The sequence below is a fragment of the Salinarimonas rosea DSM 21201 genome, from assembly GCF_000429045.1.
In the GTDB taxonomy this organism is placed as follows: Bacteria; Pseudomonadota; Alphaproteobacteria; order Rhizobiales; family Beijerinckiaceae; genus Salinarimonas; species Salinarimonas rosea.
Genome location: NZ_KE386841.1, coordinates 358,430 through 375,221, shown reverse-complemented (window position 1 = coordinate 375,221; position 16,792 = coordinate 358,430). Strand labels below are relative to the sequence as shown.

Genomic DNA, 16,792 nt, shown 5'->3' with positions numbered 1-16,792 from the left:
GAGCGGACCGTGACGAGCGCCCTCGACCGCAAGCTCCTGCGAGACCTCGTGCGGCTGTGGCCGCAGGCGCTCGCGATCGCGCTCGTGATGGCGGCCGGCGTCGCGACGCTGATCCTGGGCGTCGGCGCCCACGCCTCGCTGTCTGAGACCCGCGCGGCCTACTACGAGCGCAACCGCTTCTCGGACGTGTTCGCGAGCGTGACCCGCGCGCCCGAGCGGATCGCCGCACGGATCGCCGAGATCGACGGCGTCGGCGCCGTGGAGACGCGCGTCGGCAAGATCGCGCTGCTCGACCTCTCGGAGATGCCGGAGCCCGCCTCGGCGATCTTCGTCTCGCTGCCCGACCTCGGCGAGCAGACGCTCGACCTGATCACGCTGCGCTCGGGCCGCACGCCCCTGCCGGGCGCGACGCGGGAGGTGGTCGTCTCCGAGCCGTTCGCCCAGGCGCACGGCTACGAGATCGGCTCCACCTTCTCGGCCATCCTCAACGGCGTGAAGCGCGAGCTGACCATCGTCGGCACCGCGCTCTCGCCCGAGTTCGTCTACGCGCTCGGACCCTGGGACCTGATGCCGGACGATCGGCGCTTCGGCGTCGTGTGGATGTCGCGCGCCGCGCTCGCCGCCGCCTACGACCTCGAGGGTGCCTTCTCGGACCTGCGCGTGCGCCTGCTGCGCGGCGCCTCCGAGAGCGCCGTGATCGAGGAGATCGACCGCATCCTCGCCCCCTACGGCGGCGAGGGCGCGCACGGGCGCAAGGACCAGCTCTCCCACGCCTTCCTCGACGCGGAGCTGACCCAGCTCCAGGCGATGAGCCGGATCCTGCCGCCGATCTTCCTCGTCGTGGCGGCCTTCCTCGTCAACATGACCCTGGCGCGGCTGATCACGCTCGAGCGCGAGCAGATCGGGCTCCTCAAGGCGCTCGGCTACTCCAACCTCGCCGTGGGCATGCACTACCTGAAGTTCGTCGCCGCGATCGCGCTGATCGGCGCCGCGCTCGGCTCCGCAGCGGGAACGTGGCTCGGCACGGGCCTGACGCGGATGTACGGCGACTTCTTCCACTTCCCCTTCTTGATCTTCCAGATGAGCCCGTCGGTCTACCTGGTGGCGGTGGGCGTCACCCTCGCCGCCGCGATCGTGGGGGCGCTCAAGGCGGCGACGGGCGTGGTGCGCCTCGCCCCGGCCGTGGCGATGACGCCGCCGGCGCCGGCGCGCTACCGGCGCACGCTGCTCGACCGGCTGCACGCCGCGCTGCGCATGCCGCAGTCGGCGGTGATGACCATGCGCCATCTCGTGCGCTATCCCGCGCGCTCGCTGGGCGGGCTCGTCGGCATCGCGCTCGCGACCTCGATCCTGGTCGGCTCGTTCTGGTCCTTCGGCTCGATCGAGTTCATGATCGACGTGACCTTCCAGCGCTCCGACAGGCAGGACGCCACGATCACCTTCGTCGGCGAGCGGGAGGCCTCCGCCGTCCAGGAGATCGCCCGGCTGCCCGGCGTCATGGCCGCCGAGCCCTATCGCTCCGTGCCGGTGAAGATCCGCGCCGCCAACGTCGAGCGGCGCGCCGCCATCACCGGGAAGCCGGACGATCCCGACCTCAGCCGGGTGCTCGGCAGCGATCTCGCGCCCGTGCACATGCCGGAGACGGGGCTCGCGCTCTCCGACCAGCTCGCCGCCATCCTGCGCGTCGAGACCGGCGACGTCGTCGAGGTCGAGCTGATGGCCGGCGACCGACGCACGGTGACGATGCCCGTCGCCATGGTGGTCGAGGGCTATCTCGGCCTGATGGCCTATGCCGACATCGGAACGGTCAACAGGCTGATGCGGGAAGGCGCGCTGGTCTCGGGCGTGCACCTCTCGCTCGACGAGACGCGCCGCGAGGCGCTGTTCGCCGAGCTCAAGGCCATTCCCGCCGCGAGCTTCGTCGCGCTCCAGCGCGTCTCGCTCGCCAAGTTCCGCGAGACGCTGGCGCAGAACCTCCTGACGATGGTGTCGATCTACGCCGGGCTCGCGGCGATCATCGCCTTCGGCGTCGTCTACAACTTCGCCCGGATCTCGCTCTCCGAGCAGGGCCGCGAGCTCGCCTCGCTGCGGGTGCTCGGCTTCACCAAGGCCGAGATCTCCTGGATCCTGCTCTCCGAGCTCGCGATCCTGGTGCTGCTGGCCCAGCCTCTCGGCTGGCTGATCGGCTACGGCTTCGCGGTGGCGATGGCGGCGGGCTTCGAGAGCGAGCTCTACCGTGTGCCTCTCGTCGTCAACCGCGAGGTCTACGCCTGGGCGAGCCTCGTCGTCGTGGGTGCCGCCCTCGTCTCCGGGCTGATCGTGCGCCGGCGCATCGATCGGCTCGATCTCATCGCCGTCCTCAAGACCCGAGAATGATCAGATGAAGCGCCTCATCGTCGCGATCGTGCTCCTCGCGCTCGCCGCCGCGACCGCCTGGGCCCTGTGGCCCCGGCCGGTCCCCGCCGACCTCGCCGTGATCGCCGTCGGGCCGATGGTGGTGCGCGTCGAGGACGAGGGCATCGCGCGCATCGAGGACGTCTACACCGTCTCGGCGCCGACCGGCGGCACGCTCCAGCGCTCGCCCCGGCGCGTCGGCGACGTCGTCGTGGCGGGCGAGACCATCCTCGCGGTGATCGAGCCCATGGCGCCCGCCTTCCTCGACGTGCGCTCGCAACGCGTCGCCGAGGCCGCCGTCGAGGCCGCGGCCTCCGCCGTGTCGCTGGCGCAGGCGCAGGTGAGCCAGGCTGCGGCCGAGCTGGAATTCGCCGAGAGCGATCTCGCCCGCGCCGAGGAGCTGTCGCGCCGCGAGGCGATCTCCACGCGCGAGCTCGACCGGGTCCGCCTCGCCGTGCGCTCGGCCGAAAGCGCGCTCGCCTCGGCAGAGGCGACGCGGGAGGTGCGCGTGCGGGAGCTCGAGAGCGCGCGGGCGAACCTGATCCAGCCCGGCGGCGACACCGAGGCCTCCGCCGCCTGCTGCATCCAGGTCCGCGCCCCGGTGAACGGGCGCGTGCTCGGCGTCCTGGTGGAGAGCGAGCAGGTGGTCCAGGCCGGCACGCCCCTCGTCGAGGTCGGCGACCCCGACAGGCTCGAGGTGGTCGTCGACCTCCTCTCCCGCGACGCGGTGCGCGTCGTGCCCGGCGCCCCCGCGATCATCGACGACTGGGGCGGCGAGCAGCCGCTCGAGGCGCGGGTCGTCCGCGTCGAGCCGACGGCCTTCACCGAGGTCTCGGCGCTCGGCATCGAGGAGCAGCGCGTGCGCGTCGTCCTCGCCCTGCTCGATCCCGGCGCGGCGCGGGGCCAGCTCGGGCACCGCTACCGGGTCGTCGCGCGGATCGTCGTCTGGCAGGAGGAGGACGTCCTCCAGGTCCCTCTCGGCGCGCTCTTCCGCGAGGGCGGCGAATGGGCCGTGTTCGTCGTCGAGGAGGGCATCGCGCGGGTGCGGCCCGTGACGCTCGGCGAGCGCACGATGCGCTCGGCCCAGGTGCTCTCGGGGCTCGAGCCCGGCGAGACCGTGATCCTCCACGCCAGCGACCGGATCGTGCCGGGCACCACGGTGGCGGCGCGGGAGGAGGGCTAGGGCGAGGCGGGACGGAGGCTCAGTCGGCCTCGAGCGTCGGGCCCTCGGCGAGCCGCCCGGCGGGGAGTGCGCCGGCGAGCGCGTCGGCGAGCGCGGGCCGGTGCTCGGCCGGCAGGAAGGCGGGCATCAGCGTCCGCGGCCGGGTCGCCTCGCAGAGCGCGCGCAGGTCGCGCAGCCGCGGGTGCACGTTCCAGCGCAGGAAGCGCGCGCGGCCCTGCGCCACCGCCGCCGCGGCGGGCGTGCCCAGGGCGACATGGCCGGTGAAGATCGTCTCCATCGGCCGCGCGGATCCCGCACGCGCGGATCCCGCCCGTGCGAAGAGTGCGGCGGCGACGCCGCTCTCGGCATTGGGGCCGGCGGCGATCATGACGCCGTCGGGCGGGCTCGCCTCGCCCAGCGGCGCCTCCGCGTCGAGCAGGCGGGCGACGGCCCGCGCCACCGCCGCATCGGCGAGGAGGCCCTGCGCCAGCGCGATCTCGGCGACCTGCCGGTGCGCCGGGCACAGCCGCACGCGCGCGCCATCCCCAATCGCGAGCGCCATGTCGAGGCCGCGTCCGTCCGCTGGGCACGGCAGCAGCAGGGCTGCGCCGGCTCGTGCACGGGCGACGATCGGCGCGGCGGCCTCCGCGAGCGGCACGTCCCAGGTGCCGTAGGCCGCGTCGGCGATCACGAGCCGGGCGGGCGGCATCGGATCGAGCGGCCAGGCCGGGCTCTCCGCCGTGAAGTCGCCGGTATAGAGCACCCCGTCGGGTCCGCCGAGACGGATCCAGACGCCGCCCGGAGCATGGCTCGCCCGCCCGGTCTCCACCCGCACGCCAGCGATCGTCGCCTCCCCGGCGAGCGGCAGGGGCCGCGCCCGCGCGAGCGCCGGATGCCCGGCCAGCGCGATCACGGTGCCCGTGGCATGGAGCGGCACGGCGGGCGCGATCAGGTCGAGGGCGCCGACGTGGTCGGCGTGGCCGTGGCTGAGGAGCACGGCGTCGATCGGCCCCACGCCGGAGAGGTCGGGCCGCAGGCCGCGATCGGGTCCCACGCCGCAATCGAGCAGGAGCCGCGCGCCGGCGATCTCCACGAGGAAGCAGGCCGGCCCCTTCGCGCCGAAGCCGGAAACGGCCGTGACCCGGATGCGCCCGCCCGTCACGCCGCGCGCACGGCGGCGAGGAAGCCGCGCACCCGCTCGGCCACGCCCGCCGCCTCGCGCCCGAGCGTCTCGGAGACGTCCGAGACCGAACGGGAAGCGTCGGCGCCTTCGCGCGCGGCCAGGCGGGCGGCGTCGATCCGGCCGGCGCTCGCGCGGGCGCCGTCGGCCGCCTGTGCCGACGATCCCGCGATGGCGCCGACGGAGGCGCCCTGCGCCTCCACCGCACCGGCGAGCGCATCCGCGATCGTCGAGACCTCCTCGATCACGCCCTCCACCGCACCGATCGCGCCCGTGGCGCGCCCGACCGCGTCGCGCATGCCACCGACATGTCCCATGATCTCCTCGGTCGCGCGGGCGGTCTGGCCGGCCAGCTCCTTCACCTCGGCGGCGACGACGGCGAAGCCGCGACCGGCGTCGCCCGCGCGGGCCGCCTCGATCGTGGCGTTGAGCGCGAGCAGGTTCGTCTGCGCCGCCACGGCCTCGATCAGCGAGACGACGTCGCCGATCCGGGCCCCGGCGGCGGAGAGATCGTCCATCGTGGCGCGCGCCGATCGCATCTCGGTGACGGCACGTTCGGCGATCGCGCGCGACCGAGCGGTGGTGTCGCCCACCTCGCCGATCGTGACGGAGAGCTGGCCGGCCGCCTCCACCGAGCCCTCCACGGTCTGCGCCGTCATGGCCGCGGCGTCCGCCGCCTCGACGGCCCGGTCCTCCACCGCATCGGCGATACCGCCGAGCCGACCGGCGATGGCGGTCAGGTCGGACGTCGCCGCACCCACCGCCTCGAGCGCGGCGCCGATCGCGGCCTCGAAGTCCCGTGCGAGCCCCTCGATCTCGTCCCCGCGCGCGGCGCGCTCCTCCTGGGCGGCGGCGGCGGCGGCGGCGTCCGCGGCGCTGCGGGCGAGCGTGACACGCAGTCCCTGGAGGATACCGGCCATCGTGCCGATCTCGGTCCTGGAGCCGGAGAGCGGCACGTCCGTCATGTAGTCGCCGGAGGCGAGCCGACGCATGGCCGCCCCGAGGGTGCGCAGCTCGCCGACGATCGAGCGCGCGACCAGCATGGCGACGAGGCTCGCCACGAGGATGGCGGCAGCCACCGCCACGAGCCCGTCTCGCGACACGCGGGCGGAGACGGCGCGGGCCTCCCGCACGGCCGCGAGCCTCCCGCGATCGGCGAGCGCCGCCACCTGCTCCGACAGCCCGAGCGCCTCGGCGTAGCGCTCGTCGACCGTATCGCGGCCCGCGCCGCCGACCACCGCGTCCGCATAGGCCGCCAGCGCGTCGCGGGTGGCCGAGACCGTGCCCGCGAGGTTCGTGCCGGCCTCGCTCGATGCGATCGCCTGCAGGAAAGCCTCGGCCTCGGCCCGGCGGGCGGCGAAGGCCTCGCCGTCGCCGCCGAGCATCGTCTCCCGTTCGGCGACGCGCATCGTGGCGAAGCCGGTCTGCAGGACGCGGACGGTGTCGGTGATCCGCGCCCGCGCGTCCGCGCGCGCCGCGGCGTCGTCGATCGCACGCTGCCCCTGGACGACGACGAGCAGCACTACGAGCAGGCCGATCGCCGGCAGGGCCGCGAGCGCGGCGACACGAGCCCAGATCGGCACCGAGGAAAACAGACGCATCGTCGTCGCTCACGTTGCATGGAACCGCACACAGCCTGCATGCACGACCTTAACGCCGCTCGAGCGGAGGCCGCGCGGGCGATCACGGACGCGTCATCCGCCGGCCGGCAGCGCCCAGGGATCCGTGATCGCGAGCCCGACCCGGTCCCCCGGCGCCGGCGCCTCGCGGGACTGGACCTGGACGAGCCCGCCCTCGACGCCGTCGATGGCGATCTCCAGCGTGTGGAAGCCGCCGCGATAGACCGCGTCGACCACCCGGGCGGGGATCGCGTCCGCGGCATCGCTCAGGGCCAGCGTCTCCGCGCGGAGCACGAGGCGGCCGGGGCCGGGCACCGTCGCGGCCCCGCGGGCGGGGAGCGTGCGGCCGGCCAGCGAGACCGTCAGCCGGCCGTCGCGGGCGGGCTCCAGGATCGCCACCGGCACGAGCGCACCGCGCCCGATGAAGCGCGCCACCATCTCCGTCGCCGGCGCCGAGTAGAGGCCGTGCGGGGTCGCGACCTGCTGCAGGCGGCCCTCGTGCATGACGGCGATCGTGTCCGCCAGCGCCATCGCCTCCGCCTGGTCGTGGGTGACGATGACGAAGGTCGCCCCGGTCTCGCGATGCAGGCGGCGGAACTCGCGCTGCATGGTCTCGCGCAGGTGCGCGTCGAGATTGGCGAGCGGCTCGTCGAGGAGCACGAGCGGCGGCTCGAGCGCGAGGCAGCGCGCCAGCGCCACGCGCTGGCGCTGGCCGCCGGAGAGCTGTGCCGGCCTGCGGTCGGCGAGCTCGGACAGGCCCACCATGGCGAGCGCGTCCGCGATGCGCCGGCGGCGCTTCTCGGCGGGCAGGCGGCGCACCTTCAGCCCGAAGGCCACGTTGTCGGCCACCGACATGTGCGGCCACAGCGCGTAGGACTGGAACACCATGCCGAGCCCGCGCTCCTCCGCCTCGACGAAGCGCCCGCCCTCGGCGACGACCCGCCCCGCTATGGCGATGCGCCCGGCGCTCGGCCGCTCCAGGCCGGCGACGAGGCGCAAGAGCGTGGTCTTGCCGCAACCGGACGGGCCGAGCAGGGCGACGAACGCGCCGGGGTCGACGACGAGGCTCACGTCGTCCACCGCCCGGCTCGCCCCGAACGCCTTGGTCACCTCGTCGAGCTCGAGCCCGCCCATCGTCTCTCCCGTGTCGTCGCCGGACGATCGCGCCGTGTCCCGCGGCGCGATGACATGCGGATGACAGGCTCTCACCCCTCCAGGGACAGAGCCCCCCCGAACCGTCGCTCCGGCAGGCCGCGGATGCCCTCCCCCGCGAGATCGCACACGAAGATCCCGCCGGCGAGCGGCTCGCGGGCATAGGCGTCGGGCGTCATGCCCTCGCGCGCCGTGGTGATGTAGAGGCGGTCGAGGTCTTCCCCGCCGAAGCAGCAGCAGGAGACCTTCGAGACGGGGAGGCGCACCCGGATGTCGGGCGTGCCGTCCGGCAGGAGACGCTCGACGCGCCCGCCGTCGAAGCGCGCGTTCCACAGGGCGCCCGCGGCGTCGATGCAGGCGCCGTCGGGCACGCCCTCCCCTTCCGGAACCCGCGCGAACACCTCCCGCTCGCCGAGGGCGCCGGTTTCCGGATCGCGATCGTAGCGCCAGATCGTCCGCGTCGGGCTGTCGGCGAGGTACATCGCGGCGCCGCCTTCGGGAAAGGCGATGGCGTTGGCGATGGCGATGCCGGTGACGAGCGTCGTCTCGGCCGCGCCGTCGAAGCGCACGACGCTCGAGACGGGCGCGAGGTCCACCTCGTCCATCCCGCCCACGACGAAGGCGCCGGCGGGGTCGCAGCGCCCGTCGTTCAGGCGCGTCTGCGGGCGATCGGGCTCGTACGTGGTCAGCCGCCGGCGCGCACCGTTCGCGGGGTCGAGCACGAAGAGGCCGCTCGCGAAGGCGGCGAGGACGAGGCCGCCCTCCCCGAAGGCGAAGGCCGTCAGCCGCTCCGGGAGCGCGAGGCTGCGCAGATCGCCGCCGTCGGCGTCGCAGGAGAGCAGCAGCCGGCCGTGGATGTCCGTCCACCACAGCCGGCCCTGCTCGGCGTTCCACTGGATGCCTTCGGCGAGGAAGGCGCTCGTTGCGACGAGGAGACGGGCCTCGAGGGTGCGCATGGGGGGCCTCCGGTAGGGGGACGCGTCGCCCGGACCTTTGACGATCGCGGCGCCCGCGTCTAGCGTCGCGAACCTCGTCGCTCGCCCCCGCCTCGGAGCCCCGTCGCCATGGCCATCGTCGCCCGCTACCCCGATCTCGCGGGGAAGACCGTGTTCGTGTCGGGCGGGGCCACGGGCATCGGCGCCGACATCGTCGCCGCCTTCGCAGGGCAGAAGGCGACGACCGTCTTCGTCGACATCGACGAGCCCCGCGGCCGGGCGCTGGCCGAGCGGCTCGCGGCCGAGACCGGGGCGCACGTCGCGTTCCTGCGCGTCGACGTCACCGATATTCCCGCGCTGGAGGCCGCGATCGATCACGCGGCGTCGATCGGCGGGCGCCTCGACGTGCTCGTCAACAACGCCGCCAACGACCGCCGCGCGCCGGTCGAGGCGGTCGATCCCGACGCGTGGGACGCGGCGATGGCGGTGAACCTCAAGCACCAGTTCTTCGCGGCCAAGGCCGCGCATCGCCATATGACGCCGCCCCGTGGCGGCTCGATCGTCAACCTCGGCTCGACCTCGTACCGGCTGGGCGTGCCGAACCTCACCGCCTACGCCACCGCGAAATCCGCCGTGCGCGGCCTCACCCGCCAGCTCGCCCGCGAATGGGGGCGCGACCTCGTGCGCGTGAACGCGATCGTCCCGGGTGCGATCCTCACGGAGAAGCAGCGGCAGCTGTGGATCTCGCGCGAGGAGGAGGACCGGATCGTCGCGCAGCAGTGCCTGCCGCGGGCGCTCGACGGCGAAGACGTCGCCGAGCTCGCCCTCTTCCTCGCCTCCGACGCCTCGCGGGGCTGCACGAGCCAGGATTTCGTGGTGGACGGCGGGCTGACATAGGCGCCGGCGGACGCGACATCGCGTCCGGCCACGCTCCGGAACCGGCCTCGCGCCGCTCGGGTTCTCTTCGCGAGAGATCGAACCCGAAGAGGAGCGACGCCATGAAGGGCCCGGAAGTATCCCTGAAGCATCTCCAGCGTGCCGTGACGATGGAGCTGACCACCGTCAACACCTACGAGCTTCAGGCCGCCAAGCTGCGCGACTGGGGCGTCGACCAGCTCGCCGACCGGATGTCGGAGGAGGTCGAGGAGGAGCGCGGCCACTTCCACCGCTTCCTCGACCGGCTGCTCTTCCTCGAGGGCGAGGCCAACGTCCACGATCTCGACCCGATCGGCCAGGACGACACGATCCGCGCCATGTTCGAGACCCAGCTCAAGATGGAGAACGAGGCGCGCGACTACTACGACAAGGCCGCCCGCGAGGCCCGCGACGCCGGCGACCTCGGCACGTTCGACCTGTTCCGCTCGATCCTCAAGGACGAGGAGGAGCACATCGACTTCGTCGAGACGCAGTTCGACCTGATGAAGCTGATGGGCGACCAGCTCTACGTCTCGCGGCAGGTGTCGTCGACGGCGGAGCAGGACGACGACGACTGACCGCGTCGTCCTCCCGGGCGCCGAAGGCCGTCGGGGGCCCGGGTCCGGCACCGTCTACCGGGCGACGCATGACTCATGCGCGCCCCCGCCTCGACGCGCCGCCCCCGCTCTGGCAGAATCCCTCCCGCCGGGGGCTTCCTCCCGGCGGCGGCGTTCCTACCTCAGGAGAACGTCTCCGGTGAGAGGGCGAGAGCATGAGCCAGCCGCGCGTCAAGACCAACGAGATCGATCCCGTCGTCGGCACCGTCGACCCGGTCTGGGCGCGAGCCCGGCGCGAGGCCGAGGCCGTGGTGCGGGAGGAGCCGTCGCTGACGAACTTCCTGCTCACCAACATCCTCAACCATTCCTCGCTCGAGGCCGCGGTGATCCACCGCGTCGCGGCGCGGCTCGCGCATCCGGCGCTCTCCGCGACGCTGATCGAGCAGACCTACCGCGAGGCGCTGCGGCAGGACCCCGAGATCGGGCAGTCCTTCCGCTCCGACATACTGGCCGTCGCCGACCGCGATCCCGCCTGCACCCGGCTGATCGAGCCGATGCTCTACTTCAAGGGCTTCCACGCCATCCAGACGCACCGGCTCGCGCACTGGCTGTGGACGCAGGGGCGCATCGACTTCGCGCTCTACCTGCAGAGCGTCTCCTCCGAGGTGTTCCAGACCGACATCCACCCCAACGCCCGGATGGGCCGGGGCGTGTTCCTCGATCACGCGACGGGGCTCGTCGTGGGCATGACGGCGGTGATCGAGGACGACGTCTCGCTCCTCCAGGACGTTACGCTCGGCGGCACGGGCAAGGAGGGCGGCGATCGCCACCCCAAGATCCGTCGCGGGGTGCTGATCGGCGCGGGTGCGAAGATCCTCGGCAACATCGAGGTGGGACGCTGCGCACGGGTGGCGGCGGGCTCGGTCGTGCTCAAGGACGTTCCGGCCAAGACGACGGTGGCCGGCGTGCCCGCCAAGGTGGTCGGCGAGGCGGGCTGCGCGGAGCCCGCGCGCAGCATGGACCAGATCCTGGCGCAGAGCCTCTCGCCCGAGTGACGGGCCGGGTTGCCCGGCGCGGCGCCCCGTGGCATGCCGGGGCCTCGCCCGCCATCCAACGAGACGAGGTTCCCGCGTGACGAAATCCGAGCTGGCCAAAGTCGAGAGCTACCTGCGCCGCACCTTCGCGAACCACTCCATCACCGTGCGCGCACGCCCGAAGAAGGACGATTCGGCCGAGGTCTACATCGGCGACGAGTTCATCGGCGTGCTCTTCCTCGACGACGAGGACGAGGACCGTTCCTACCAGTTCCAGATGGCGATCCTCGAGACCGACATCGAGGGCTGAGCGGGACGATCCTCCCCCGTCGTCCGGCCGACTCGAGAATCGTCCCACGCCGCTCCCGGCCCTCGACGCGCGGCGTCGTGGAGGTCCTCGACCGGCGCGCCGACCCTTCTCCTTCCCTGCAGGGGAAGGTGGATCGGCGCGTAGCGCCGAGACGGATGGGGTGCGCACCGAAGGCGCGCCTCGGGGGCAGCCGACGTCTCCCGCGGCTCGCCACGGGACGCCGCCCCTGATCCGCTACCGCGGATCGTCCCCGCCCCGAGGGGGCGGGAGGCTCACCGCCTGCGTGTGTAGAGCACCGCCATGCCGTCGTGCAGGTCGATCGGGCCGCCGGCGTAGTCGGTGCCGATCGGCGGCGAGGCGAGCGCCACCTCCCAGCCGCCGCCGGCGAGGCCGGGGATCGGCAGCTCGGTCGGCACGATGTCGAGGAGCGGCTTGCCCTCGAGATGCGCGATGGCGAAGACCTGCTCCCCGTCGGGCCCGTGCCGCAGCGAGCGGAACGCCACCGAGCCGCGGGTCGGGGCCTGATAGTCGAAGTGGTCCTGCGGCCTCAGCCCGCCGCGCAGCCAGGGCCGGGCCAGGCGGAACTCGCGCAGCGCCAGCATGTACTCGGTGTGCGCCTCGCCGAGCTTGTCGAGATACTTGGTGACGTTGCAATAGTCGTGCATGTCGTCCATCCAGGCGCGGGCGATCTGCTTGAGCACGCGCGCGGTGAACGGCGAGGGGCCCTCCAGCGGCGGGTCGACCTCGTTGAGCAGCTTCGCCATCACCTCCAGATCGTAGTCGGTGACGTCGACCAGCGCCTCCAGGATCTTGAAGAACCGCCCGAGCCCGTCGCGGTCGGCGAAGCCGAGTTCCTTCAGCCGGGTGAACGAGCCGGGCATCGAGTAGGTGTAGTCGTCCACCTGCCAGCCCAGCGAGATCGCCTCCTCCGCGACGATCTTCACGCCCCAGCGATCGTCCTGGTTGCGGATGAAGCCCCAGGAGGCGCGCGCCATGGCGTTGAGGAAGTCCATCGGCACGCCCGGGAAGGCGGCGTAGGTGAGCATCTGCGCGGCCGGGTGGTCGTAGGCCTTGTCCAGGATCTCCATCCGCGTGTCGCCGAGCCGCGTGTTGATGTTGAGCTTCGGGTTGATCTGGGTGCCGCGGCGGAGCGTGTCGTGGTTGGCGCAGCCGGAGATCCAGTTCTGCCCGTGCTCGAGGATCTCGCGAATGCGCCAGAACTTGGTCAGCCAGAACGTGTACAGGAACGGCGTATTGTGGGCGAAGGTGAGCGGTCCCCATTGGAACACGTCGTCGTCGCGCTGGTGCTCGATCACGGCGCGATAGGTCGAGGACAGCTCCCAATCCTCCTCGGGCCAGGGCCGCCCGTCCTCGAAGATGAACCACGGACGGTAGCGCCGCCCGGCGACCTCCTGGACGATGTCGGCCATCTCCTGGAGGTACTCGTCGTCGTGGCGCAGCACCTGGGCATCGGCGTCCCACCACTTGAAGTCCTGCGCGCCGTCGACGCGGACGGCGTCGGCGCCGTAGTCCACCTTGCGCCGCTGCATCTCCAGCAGCATCGCCCGCACCATCGGGTTGCGATAGTTGACGTTCTGGCCGTACATGTTCGGACCCGCGAACCAGTGGTGGCTCAGCACGTCGAGCCCCTGGTTGTCCGCGTGGCCGAAGACGACGTCGAGGATCAGCTTCTTCGGCCGGCCGGGGAAGTTGTGCAGCGCGCAGGCCAGATCGACGAGCTCGTCCGGCCGCCCGGTCTCGAGCAGCGCCGGGTTCACCGCCGCCATGCCGGAGATGACGATGTCGTAGCCCCAGTTCGTGGTGTCGGGCCGGCGCAGGTCGACCACGACGCGCTCGTCGGTATCGCCGTCCGGCCCCTCCTCCTCGGCCCAGAAGGCGGGGCCCGCCTCGTAGACGGTGGTGGGCTCGACCGGGAGCAGCTGGATCGCCTCGTAGCCGAGGAAGACGCGGTCGGCGGGCGCGAGCGGCACGTCGTGGCGCACCCGCTCGGCGAGCGTCTCGATGTGCCGCGTGAGGCCCGCGAGCGTCATCGACGCGGTCGCCGTCGGCGCGTGGATCTGCAGGATGTTCGCCGCCGGCCCGAGCTTGACGGGGTCACCCTCGGGGAGCGCGGCCCAGTAGGCGCCGTCCGTGCGCGCGGCGAGCATCGCGTCCACGTCGTAGTACTCGGCGGGCGCGAACACGCCGAACGGAAGCGAGGCGGCGAGCGGGTCGAGCACGCGCGACCAGGTGTTCTCGGCATCGCGCCAGACGAGGGAGTAGAAGCTGCCCACCCGCTCGCGCGAGCCCGGGCGCATGCCCGAGATCGCGGCGACACAGTAGTTCTCGATGCGCACGATCGGCACGCGCGTGCGCCGGAAGGCCATGCTCTGGCGGGAGCGGGCGAGGACGAGCTCCTCCTCCGGGTCGAGCACCTCGACGAACACGTCCCCCTCCGGCACGCGGCGCTCCAGCAGCTCCGGCGCCCAGAAGATCACCTCGCAGACATCGCCCGCGCGCCGCGCGCCGAGCCGGGCCGCCACGACGCGGGCGGTCTCGAAGGCGGGGCGATGGGTCTGCAATTCGTCCGAAAGCCAGGCGACGAGGCGGTCCGTGGCGGCTCGGTCGAGGGCAGGCGTGCCGGCGGTGAGGGCTTGATCCATACGTGTCTCCTTGCGCGCGGGGGAGGCTAGCGGCGCGGGCCGGGATGTCCACCCCCGGCGGCGGGACGGTTCGCGCGCATGCCGGCCGTGCGCGGGTTACCCCCTCGCCCGCCGTCTTGCGCCAGATCAACGACGCGCCGCGGCGCCCGCGGTTCACTGAAGCCATGCGCACGACCACCCTCCCCCTCGCCTCCCCTCCGCCCCCCGCCGCCATCCCGGCCGCCTACGCGCTCGAGACGGTGCCGCGCTACACGAGCTACCCGACGGCGGCCCAGTTCGGGCCGGGCGTCGACGAGGCGCTCTACCGGCGCTGGCTCGGCGAGCTCGACGGGGAGACGCCGCTGTCGCTCTACGTGCACGTGCCCTATTGCCGGGCGCTGTGCTGGTATTGCGGCTGCCACACCAGCGTGCTCAACGACGACGCCCGCATCGCCCGCTACGCCCGGCGGCTGGAGACGGAGGCCGAGCGGGTCGCGGCGGCGATGCCGCGCAAGGGGCCGGTGGCGCACCTGCATTTCGGGGGCGGGACGCCGACCATCCTGGCGCCTGCGGACTTCGCCGCCGTGATCGGGCGGCTGAAGGACGCCTTCCCCTTCGCGCCCGACGTGGAGATCGCGGTCGAGATCGACCCGCGCACGCTCACCGAGGAGATGGCGGCGGCGCTCGCCGGGGCGGGCGTCAACCGCGTCTCGCTCGGCGTGCAGGACATCGACCCCGAGATCCAGCGGCTCGTCCACCGCGTGCAGCCGACCGAGCAGGTCGCCGCCGCGATGGCGCTGCTGCGGGCGCACGGGATCATGCGCATCAACGTCGACCTGATGTACGGCCTGCCGACGCAGACCGTCGCCCACGTGCGCGCCAGCATCGCCGCCGTGCTGGCGCTGGAGCCCGACCGCGCCGCCGTGTTCGGCTACGCCCACGTGCCGTGGTTCGCCAAGCACCAGGCGGCGATCGACGCGGCGCTTCTGCCCGGCGCCGCCGAGCGGCTGGCGCAGGCGCAGGCGGCGTCCGATGCCTTCGCGCAGGCGGGCTGGGTCGAGGTCGGCTTCGATCACTACGCCCGGCCGCAGGACCCGCTGGCGGTGGCGGTGCGCGAGGGCACGCTCAAGCGCAATTTCCAGGGCTACACGACCGACACCGCCGAGACGCTGATCGGCTTCGGCGCCTCCGCCATCGGCGCCCTGCCCATGGGCTACGCCCAGAACGAGCCGCATCTCGGCAAGTGGGCGCAGGCGATCGACGAGGGGCGCATCCCGGTCGTGCGCGGCGTGCCGGTGAGCGACGAGGACGCGCTGCGCCGCGCGGCGATCTACGCGCTGATGAGCGCCTTCACCGTCGATCTCGGCGCGCTGGCGGCGCAGCGGGGCTTCGCGCAGGACACGTTCGACCCCGACATCGCCGGCCTGGCGCCGCTCGCCGCGGACCGGCTGTGCACGATCGAGGGGCGTCGCGTGAGCGTGCCGGCGCACGCGCGCTTCCACGTGCGCAACGTCGCCGCCCGGCTCGACGGCTACTGGGCGCCGCAGGCAACGCGGCATTCGCGGGCTGTGTGAGGCTCGCGCAGCCCGCGGTTTCGACAACGATCCGGGGAGACGGCGCATGGCTCTACCGTTCGGCCTCGGGCGCGGCAGCGGCTCGGACTACGAAGCCTGCCTCGCCCGCATGCGGGCGCCGCTGCCGGACCCCGCCGGCACGCGCGATCTGCTGCGCTACGCCACGCTCGCGGCGAACGGGCACAACACCCAGCCCTGGCGCCTGCGCCCACGGGCGGACGGCGTCGACATCCTGCCGGACCTCGCCCGGCGCACGCCCGTCGTCGACCCGGACGACCATCACCTGTGGGCGAGCCTCGGCTGCGCGGCGGAGACGCTGGGGATCGCGGCCCGCGCCCGGGGGCTCTCGGCAGAGGCGGGCTTCGTCGCGCACGCGGGCGAGGAGGCGATCGCAGTCGATCTCGCGCCCGGCGGCGCGGCGCCGGCGGACGAGGCGGACCTGTTCGCCGCGATCCCGCAGCGGCAATCGACCCGCAGCCTCTACGACGGCCGGCCCCTCCCCGCGCCGGTCGTGGAGCGCATGACGGCGGAGGCGGCGCGGGTCGGCGTCGATCTGCTGTGGTTTCCGCAGGGCTCCCAGGCGGAGGACGTGCTCGCCCTCGTGCTCGCCGGCAACGCGGCGCAGATCGACGACCGTGCCTTCGTCGCCGAGCTGAAGTCCTGGCTGCGCTTCGACGCGGCCCATGCCGCGCGCACCGGCGACGGCCTCTACGCCGCCGCGGCGGGCAACCCGACCCTGCCGCCCTGGCTCGGCCGGCGGATGTTCGATCTCGTCTTCCGCAAGGGCCCCGAGACCGACAAGGTGGCACGGCAGGTCCGCTCCTCGGCGGGCGTGTTCGTGCTCGTCGCGCAGACGAACGACCCCGCCGGCTGGGCGGCGGCGGGGCGCGCCTACACCCGCGCGGCGCTCGCGGCCACGGCTGCCGGCGCGACGCTCGCCTTCGTCAACCAGTGCGTCGAGGTGCCGGAGCAGCGCGCGGCGCTGCGCGACCTCCTCGGCCTGGGCGAGCGCCGCCCGAACCTCGTGCTGCGGGTCGGCTACGCCCCGGCGATGCCGCGCTCGCTGAGGCGGCCGGTGGAGGCGGTGCTGGTGGGGTGAGGCGGGTCGATCCGGTAGCGCGCCTTCAGCTCTGCGAAGACGTCGTGCGCCGGGAGCCCCAGGCCGGCATCGGCTTCGGCGAGGCTTCGCGCGACAGCCGCATCGAGGTCGGCGAGCTTCGCCTCGATGGCGTTGCGGTCTGCGGTGTCGCTCATGGGGCGTCTCCCGTTCGCTGCGACGATATGGCGAAAGCCGCCACCGTTCAACGCGCCCGGCGCC

At 73.4% G+C, this 16,792-nt stretch carries 14 protein-coding genes; 8 read left to right on the top strand and 6 right to left on the bottom strand.

Annotated elements, in window-relative coordinates; genetic code table 11:
• The first annotated feature begins 9 nt into the window (after positions 1-9).
• Both G407_RS0123020 and G407_RS0123015 read left to right on the top strand, forming a co-directional pair.
• Positions 10-2,376 (top strand): ABC transporter permease, encoded by a 2,367-nt coding sequence (locus G407_RS0123020; RefSeq protein WP_029032698.1) that lies wholly within the window; start codon positions 10-12, stop codon positions 2,374-2,376.
• 4 nt (positions 2,377-2,380) lie between these two features.
• Complete coding sequence (locus tag G407_RS0123015) at positions 2,381-3,577, top strand: efflux RND transporter periplasmic adaptor subunit (protein WP_029032697.1); 1,197 nt, start codon at positions 2,381-2,383, stop codon at positions 3,575-3,577.
• Positions 3,578-3,596: 19 nt separating this feature from the next.
• Here the strand turns inward: G407_RS0123015 and G407_RS29580 are convergent, their stop codons facing one another.
• The 4 genes from G407_RS29580 to G407_RS0122995 all read right to left on the bottom strand — a co-directional run bounded on the left by G407_RS29580 (position 3,597) and on the right by G407_RS0122995 (position 8,463).
• The gene (locus tag G407_RS29580) at positions 3,597-4,718 is read right to left on the bottom strand and encodes an MBL fold metallo-hydrolase (protein WP_052341779.1); all 1,122 of its coding nucleotides are present in this window, start codon (positions 4,716-4,718) and stop codon (positions 3,597-3,599) included.
• Complete coding sequence (locus G407_RS29575) at positions 4,715-6,337, bottom strand: methyl-accepting chemotaxis protein (RefSeq protein WP_052341778.1); 1,623 nt, start codon at positions 6,335-6,337, stop codon at positions 4,715-4,717. Before G407_RS29575 ends, G407_RS29580 begins: the two co-directional genes overlap by 4 nt.
• Positions 6,338-6,430: 93 nt before the next feature.
• Positions 6,431-7,489, bottom strand: coding sequence for an ABC transporter ATP-binding protein (locus tag G407_RS0123000; protein ID WP_029032696.1), 1,059 nt, complete (start codon positions 7,487-7,489; stop codon positions 6,431-6,433).
• A gap of 71 nt (positions 7,490-7,560) precedes the next feature.
• A complete protein-coding gene (locus G407_RS0122995; RefSeq protein WP_029032695.1) occupies positions 7,561-8,463 on the bottom strand; it encodes an SMP-30/gluconolactonase/LRE family protein in 903 nt (300 codons plus the stop codon).
• A 108-nt stretch (positions 8,464-8,571) separates the two neighbouring features.
• Here G407_RS0122995 and G407_RS0122990 point away from each other — a divergent pair, with 108 nt between their 5' ends.
• The 4 genes from G407_RS0122990 (at position 8,572) to G407_RS0122975 (ending at position 11,258) form a co-directional block, all read left to right on the top strand.
• Positions 8,572-9,339, top strand: coding sequence for an SDR family NAD(P)-dependent oxidoreductase (locus tag G407_RS0122990; RefSeq protein ID WP_029032694.1), 768 nt, complete (start codon positions 8,572-8,574; stop codon positions 9,337-9,339).
• 101 nt (positions 9,340-9,440) lie between these two features.
• Complete coding sequence (locus tag G407_RS0122985; protein ID WP_029032693.1) at positions 9,441-9,935, top strand: ferritin-like domain-containing protein; 495 nt, start codon at positions 9,441-9,443, stop codon at positions 9,933-9,935.
• A gap of 194 nt (positions 9,936-10,129) precedes the next feature.
• Positions 10,130-10,969 (top strand): serine O-acetyltransferase, encoded by an 840-nt coding sequence (gene cysE / locus G407_RS0122980; RefSeq protein ID WP_029032692.1) that lies wholly within the window; start codon positions 10,130-10,132, stop codon positions 10,967-10,969.
• Between the two features lie 76 nt (positions 10,970-11,045).
• Positions 11,046-11,258, top strand: coding sequence for a DUF3126 family protein (locus G407_RS0122975; protein ID WP_029032691.1), 213 nt, complete (start codon positions 11,046-11,048; stop codon positions 11,256-11,258).
• A gap of 272 nt (positions 11,259-11,530) precedes the next feature.
• Here G407_RS0122975 and gghA read toward each other — a convergent pair whose 3' ends face one another.
• Complete coding sequence (gene gghA / locus G407_RS0122970) at positions 11,531-13,921, bottom strand: glucosylglycerol hydrolase (protein WP_029032690.1); 2,391 nt, start codon at positions 13,919-13,921, stop codon at positions 11,531-11,533.
• A 164-nt stretch (positions 13,922-14,085) separates the two neighbouring features.
• On the opposite strand from gghA, the gene hemN reads away from it, so the two are divergent.
• On the top strand, positions 14,086-15,474 hold the full coding sequence (hemN, locus tag G407_RS0122965) for an oxygen-independent coproporphyrinogen III oxidase (protein ID WP_029032689.1): 1,389 nt from the start codon (positions 14,086-14,088) through the stop codon (positions 15,472-15,474).
• A 46-nt stretch (positions 15,475-15,520) separates the two neighbouring features.
• Complete coding sequence (locus G407_RS29570) at positions 15,521-16,573, top strand: Acg family FMN-binding oxidoreductase (RefSeq protein WP_052341777.1); 1,053 nt, start codon at positions 15,521-15,523, stop codon at positions 16,571-16,573.
• Here the strand turns inward: G407_RS29570 and G407_RS29565 are convergent.
• Positions 16,513-16,728, bottom strand: coding sequence for a hypothetical protein (locus tag G407_RS29565; protein WP_043540365.1), 216 nt, complete (start codon positions 16,726-16,728; stop codon positions 16,513-16,515). The genes G407_RS29570 and G407_RS29565 overlap by 61 nt on opposite strands.
• Between the last annotated feature and the right edge of the window lie 64 nt (positions 16,729-16,792).

Bases quoted from the DNA above. Each gene is read 5' to 3' on its own strand.
- G407_RS0122985 (WP_029032693.1), top strand. From the start codon at position 9,441: ATGAAGGGCCCGGAAGTATCCCTGAAGCATCTCCAGCGTGCCGTGACG.
- G407_RS0122995 (WP_029032695.1), bottom strand. From the start codon at position 8,463: ATGCGCACCCTCGAGGCCCGTCTCCTCGTCGCAACGAGCGCCTTCCTC.
- G407_RS29575 (WP_052341778.1), bottom strand. From the start codon at position 6,337: ATGCGTCTGTTTTCCTCGGTGCCGATCTGGGCTCGTGTCGCCGCGCTC.
- hemN (WP_029032689.1), top strand. From the start codon at position 14,086: ATGCGCACGACCACCCTCCCCCTCGCCTCCCCTCCGCCCCCCGCCGCC.
- G407_RS0123015 (WP_029032697.1), top strand. From the start codon at position 2,381: ATGAAGCGCCTCATCGTCGCGATCGTGCTCCTCGCGCTCGCCGCCGCG.
- G407_RS0122990 (WP_029032694.1), top strand. From the start codon at position 8,572: ATGGCCATCGTCGCCCGCTACCCCGATCTCGCGGGGAAGACCGTGTTC.
- G407_RS0123000 (WP_029032696.1), bottom strand. From the start codon at position 7,489: ATGGGCGGGCTCGAGCTCGACGAGGTGACCAAGGCGTTCGGGGCGAGC.
- gghA (WP_029032690.1), bottom strand. From the start codon at position 13,921: ATGGATCAAGCCCTCACCGCCGGCACGCCTGCCCTCGACCGAGCCGCC.
- cysE (WP_029032692.1), top strand. From the start codon at position 10,130: ATGAGCCAGCCGCGCGTCAAGACCAACGAGATCGATCCCGTCGTCGGC.
- G407_RS29565 (WP_043540365.1), bottom strand. From the start codon at position 16,728: ATGAGCGACACCGCAGACCGCAACGCCATCGAGGCGAAGCTCGCCGAC.
- G407_RS29570 (WP_052341777.1), top strand. From the start codon at position 15,521: ATGGCTCTACCGTTCGGCCTCGGGCGCGGCAGCGGCTCGGACTACGAA.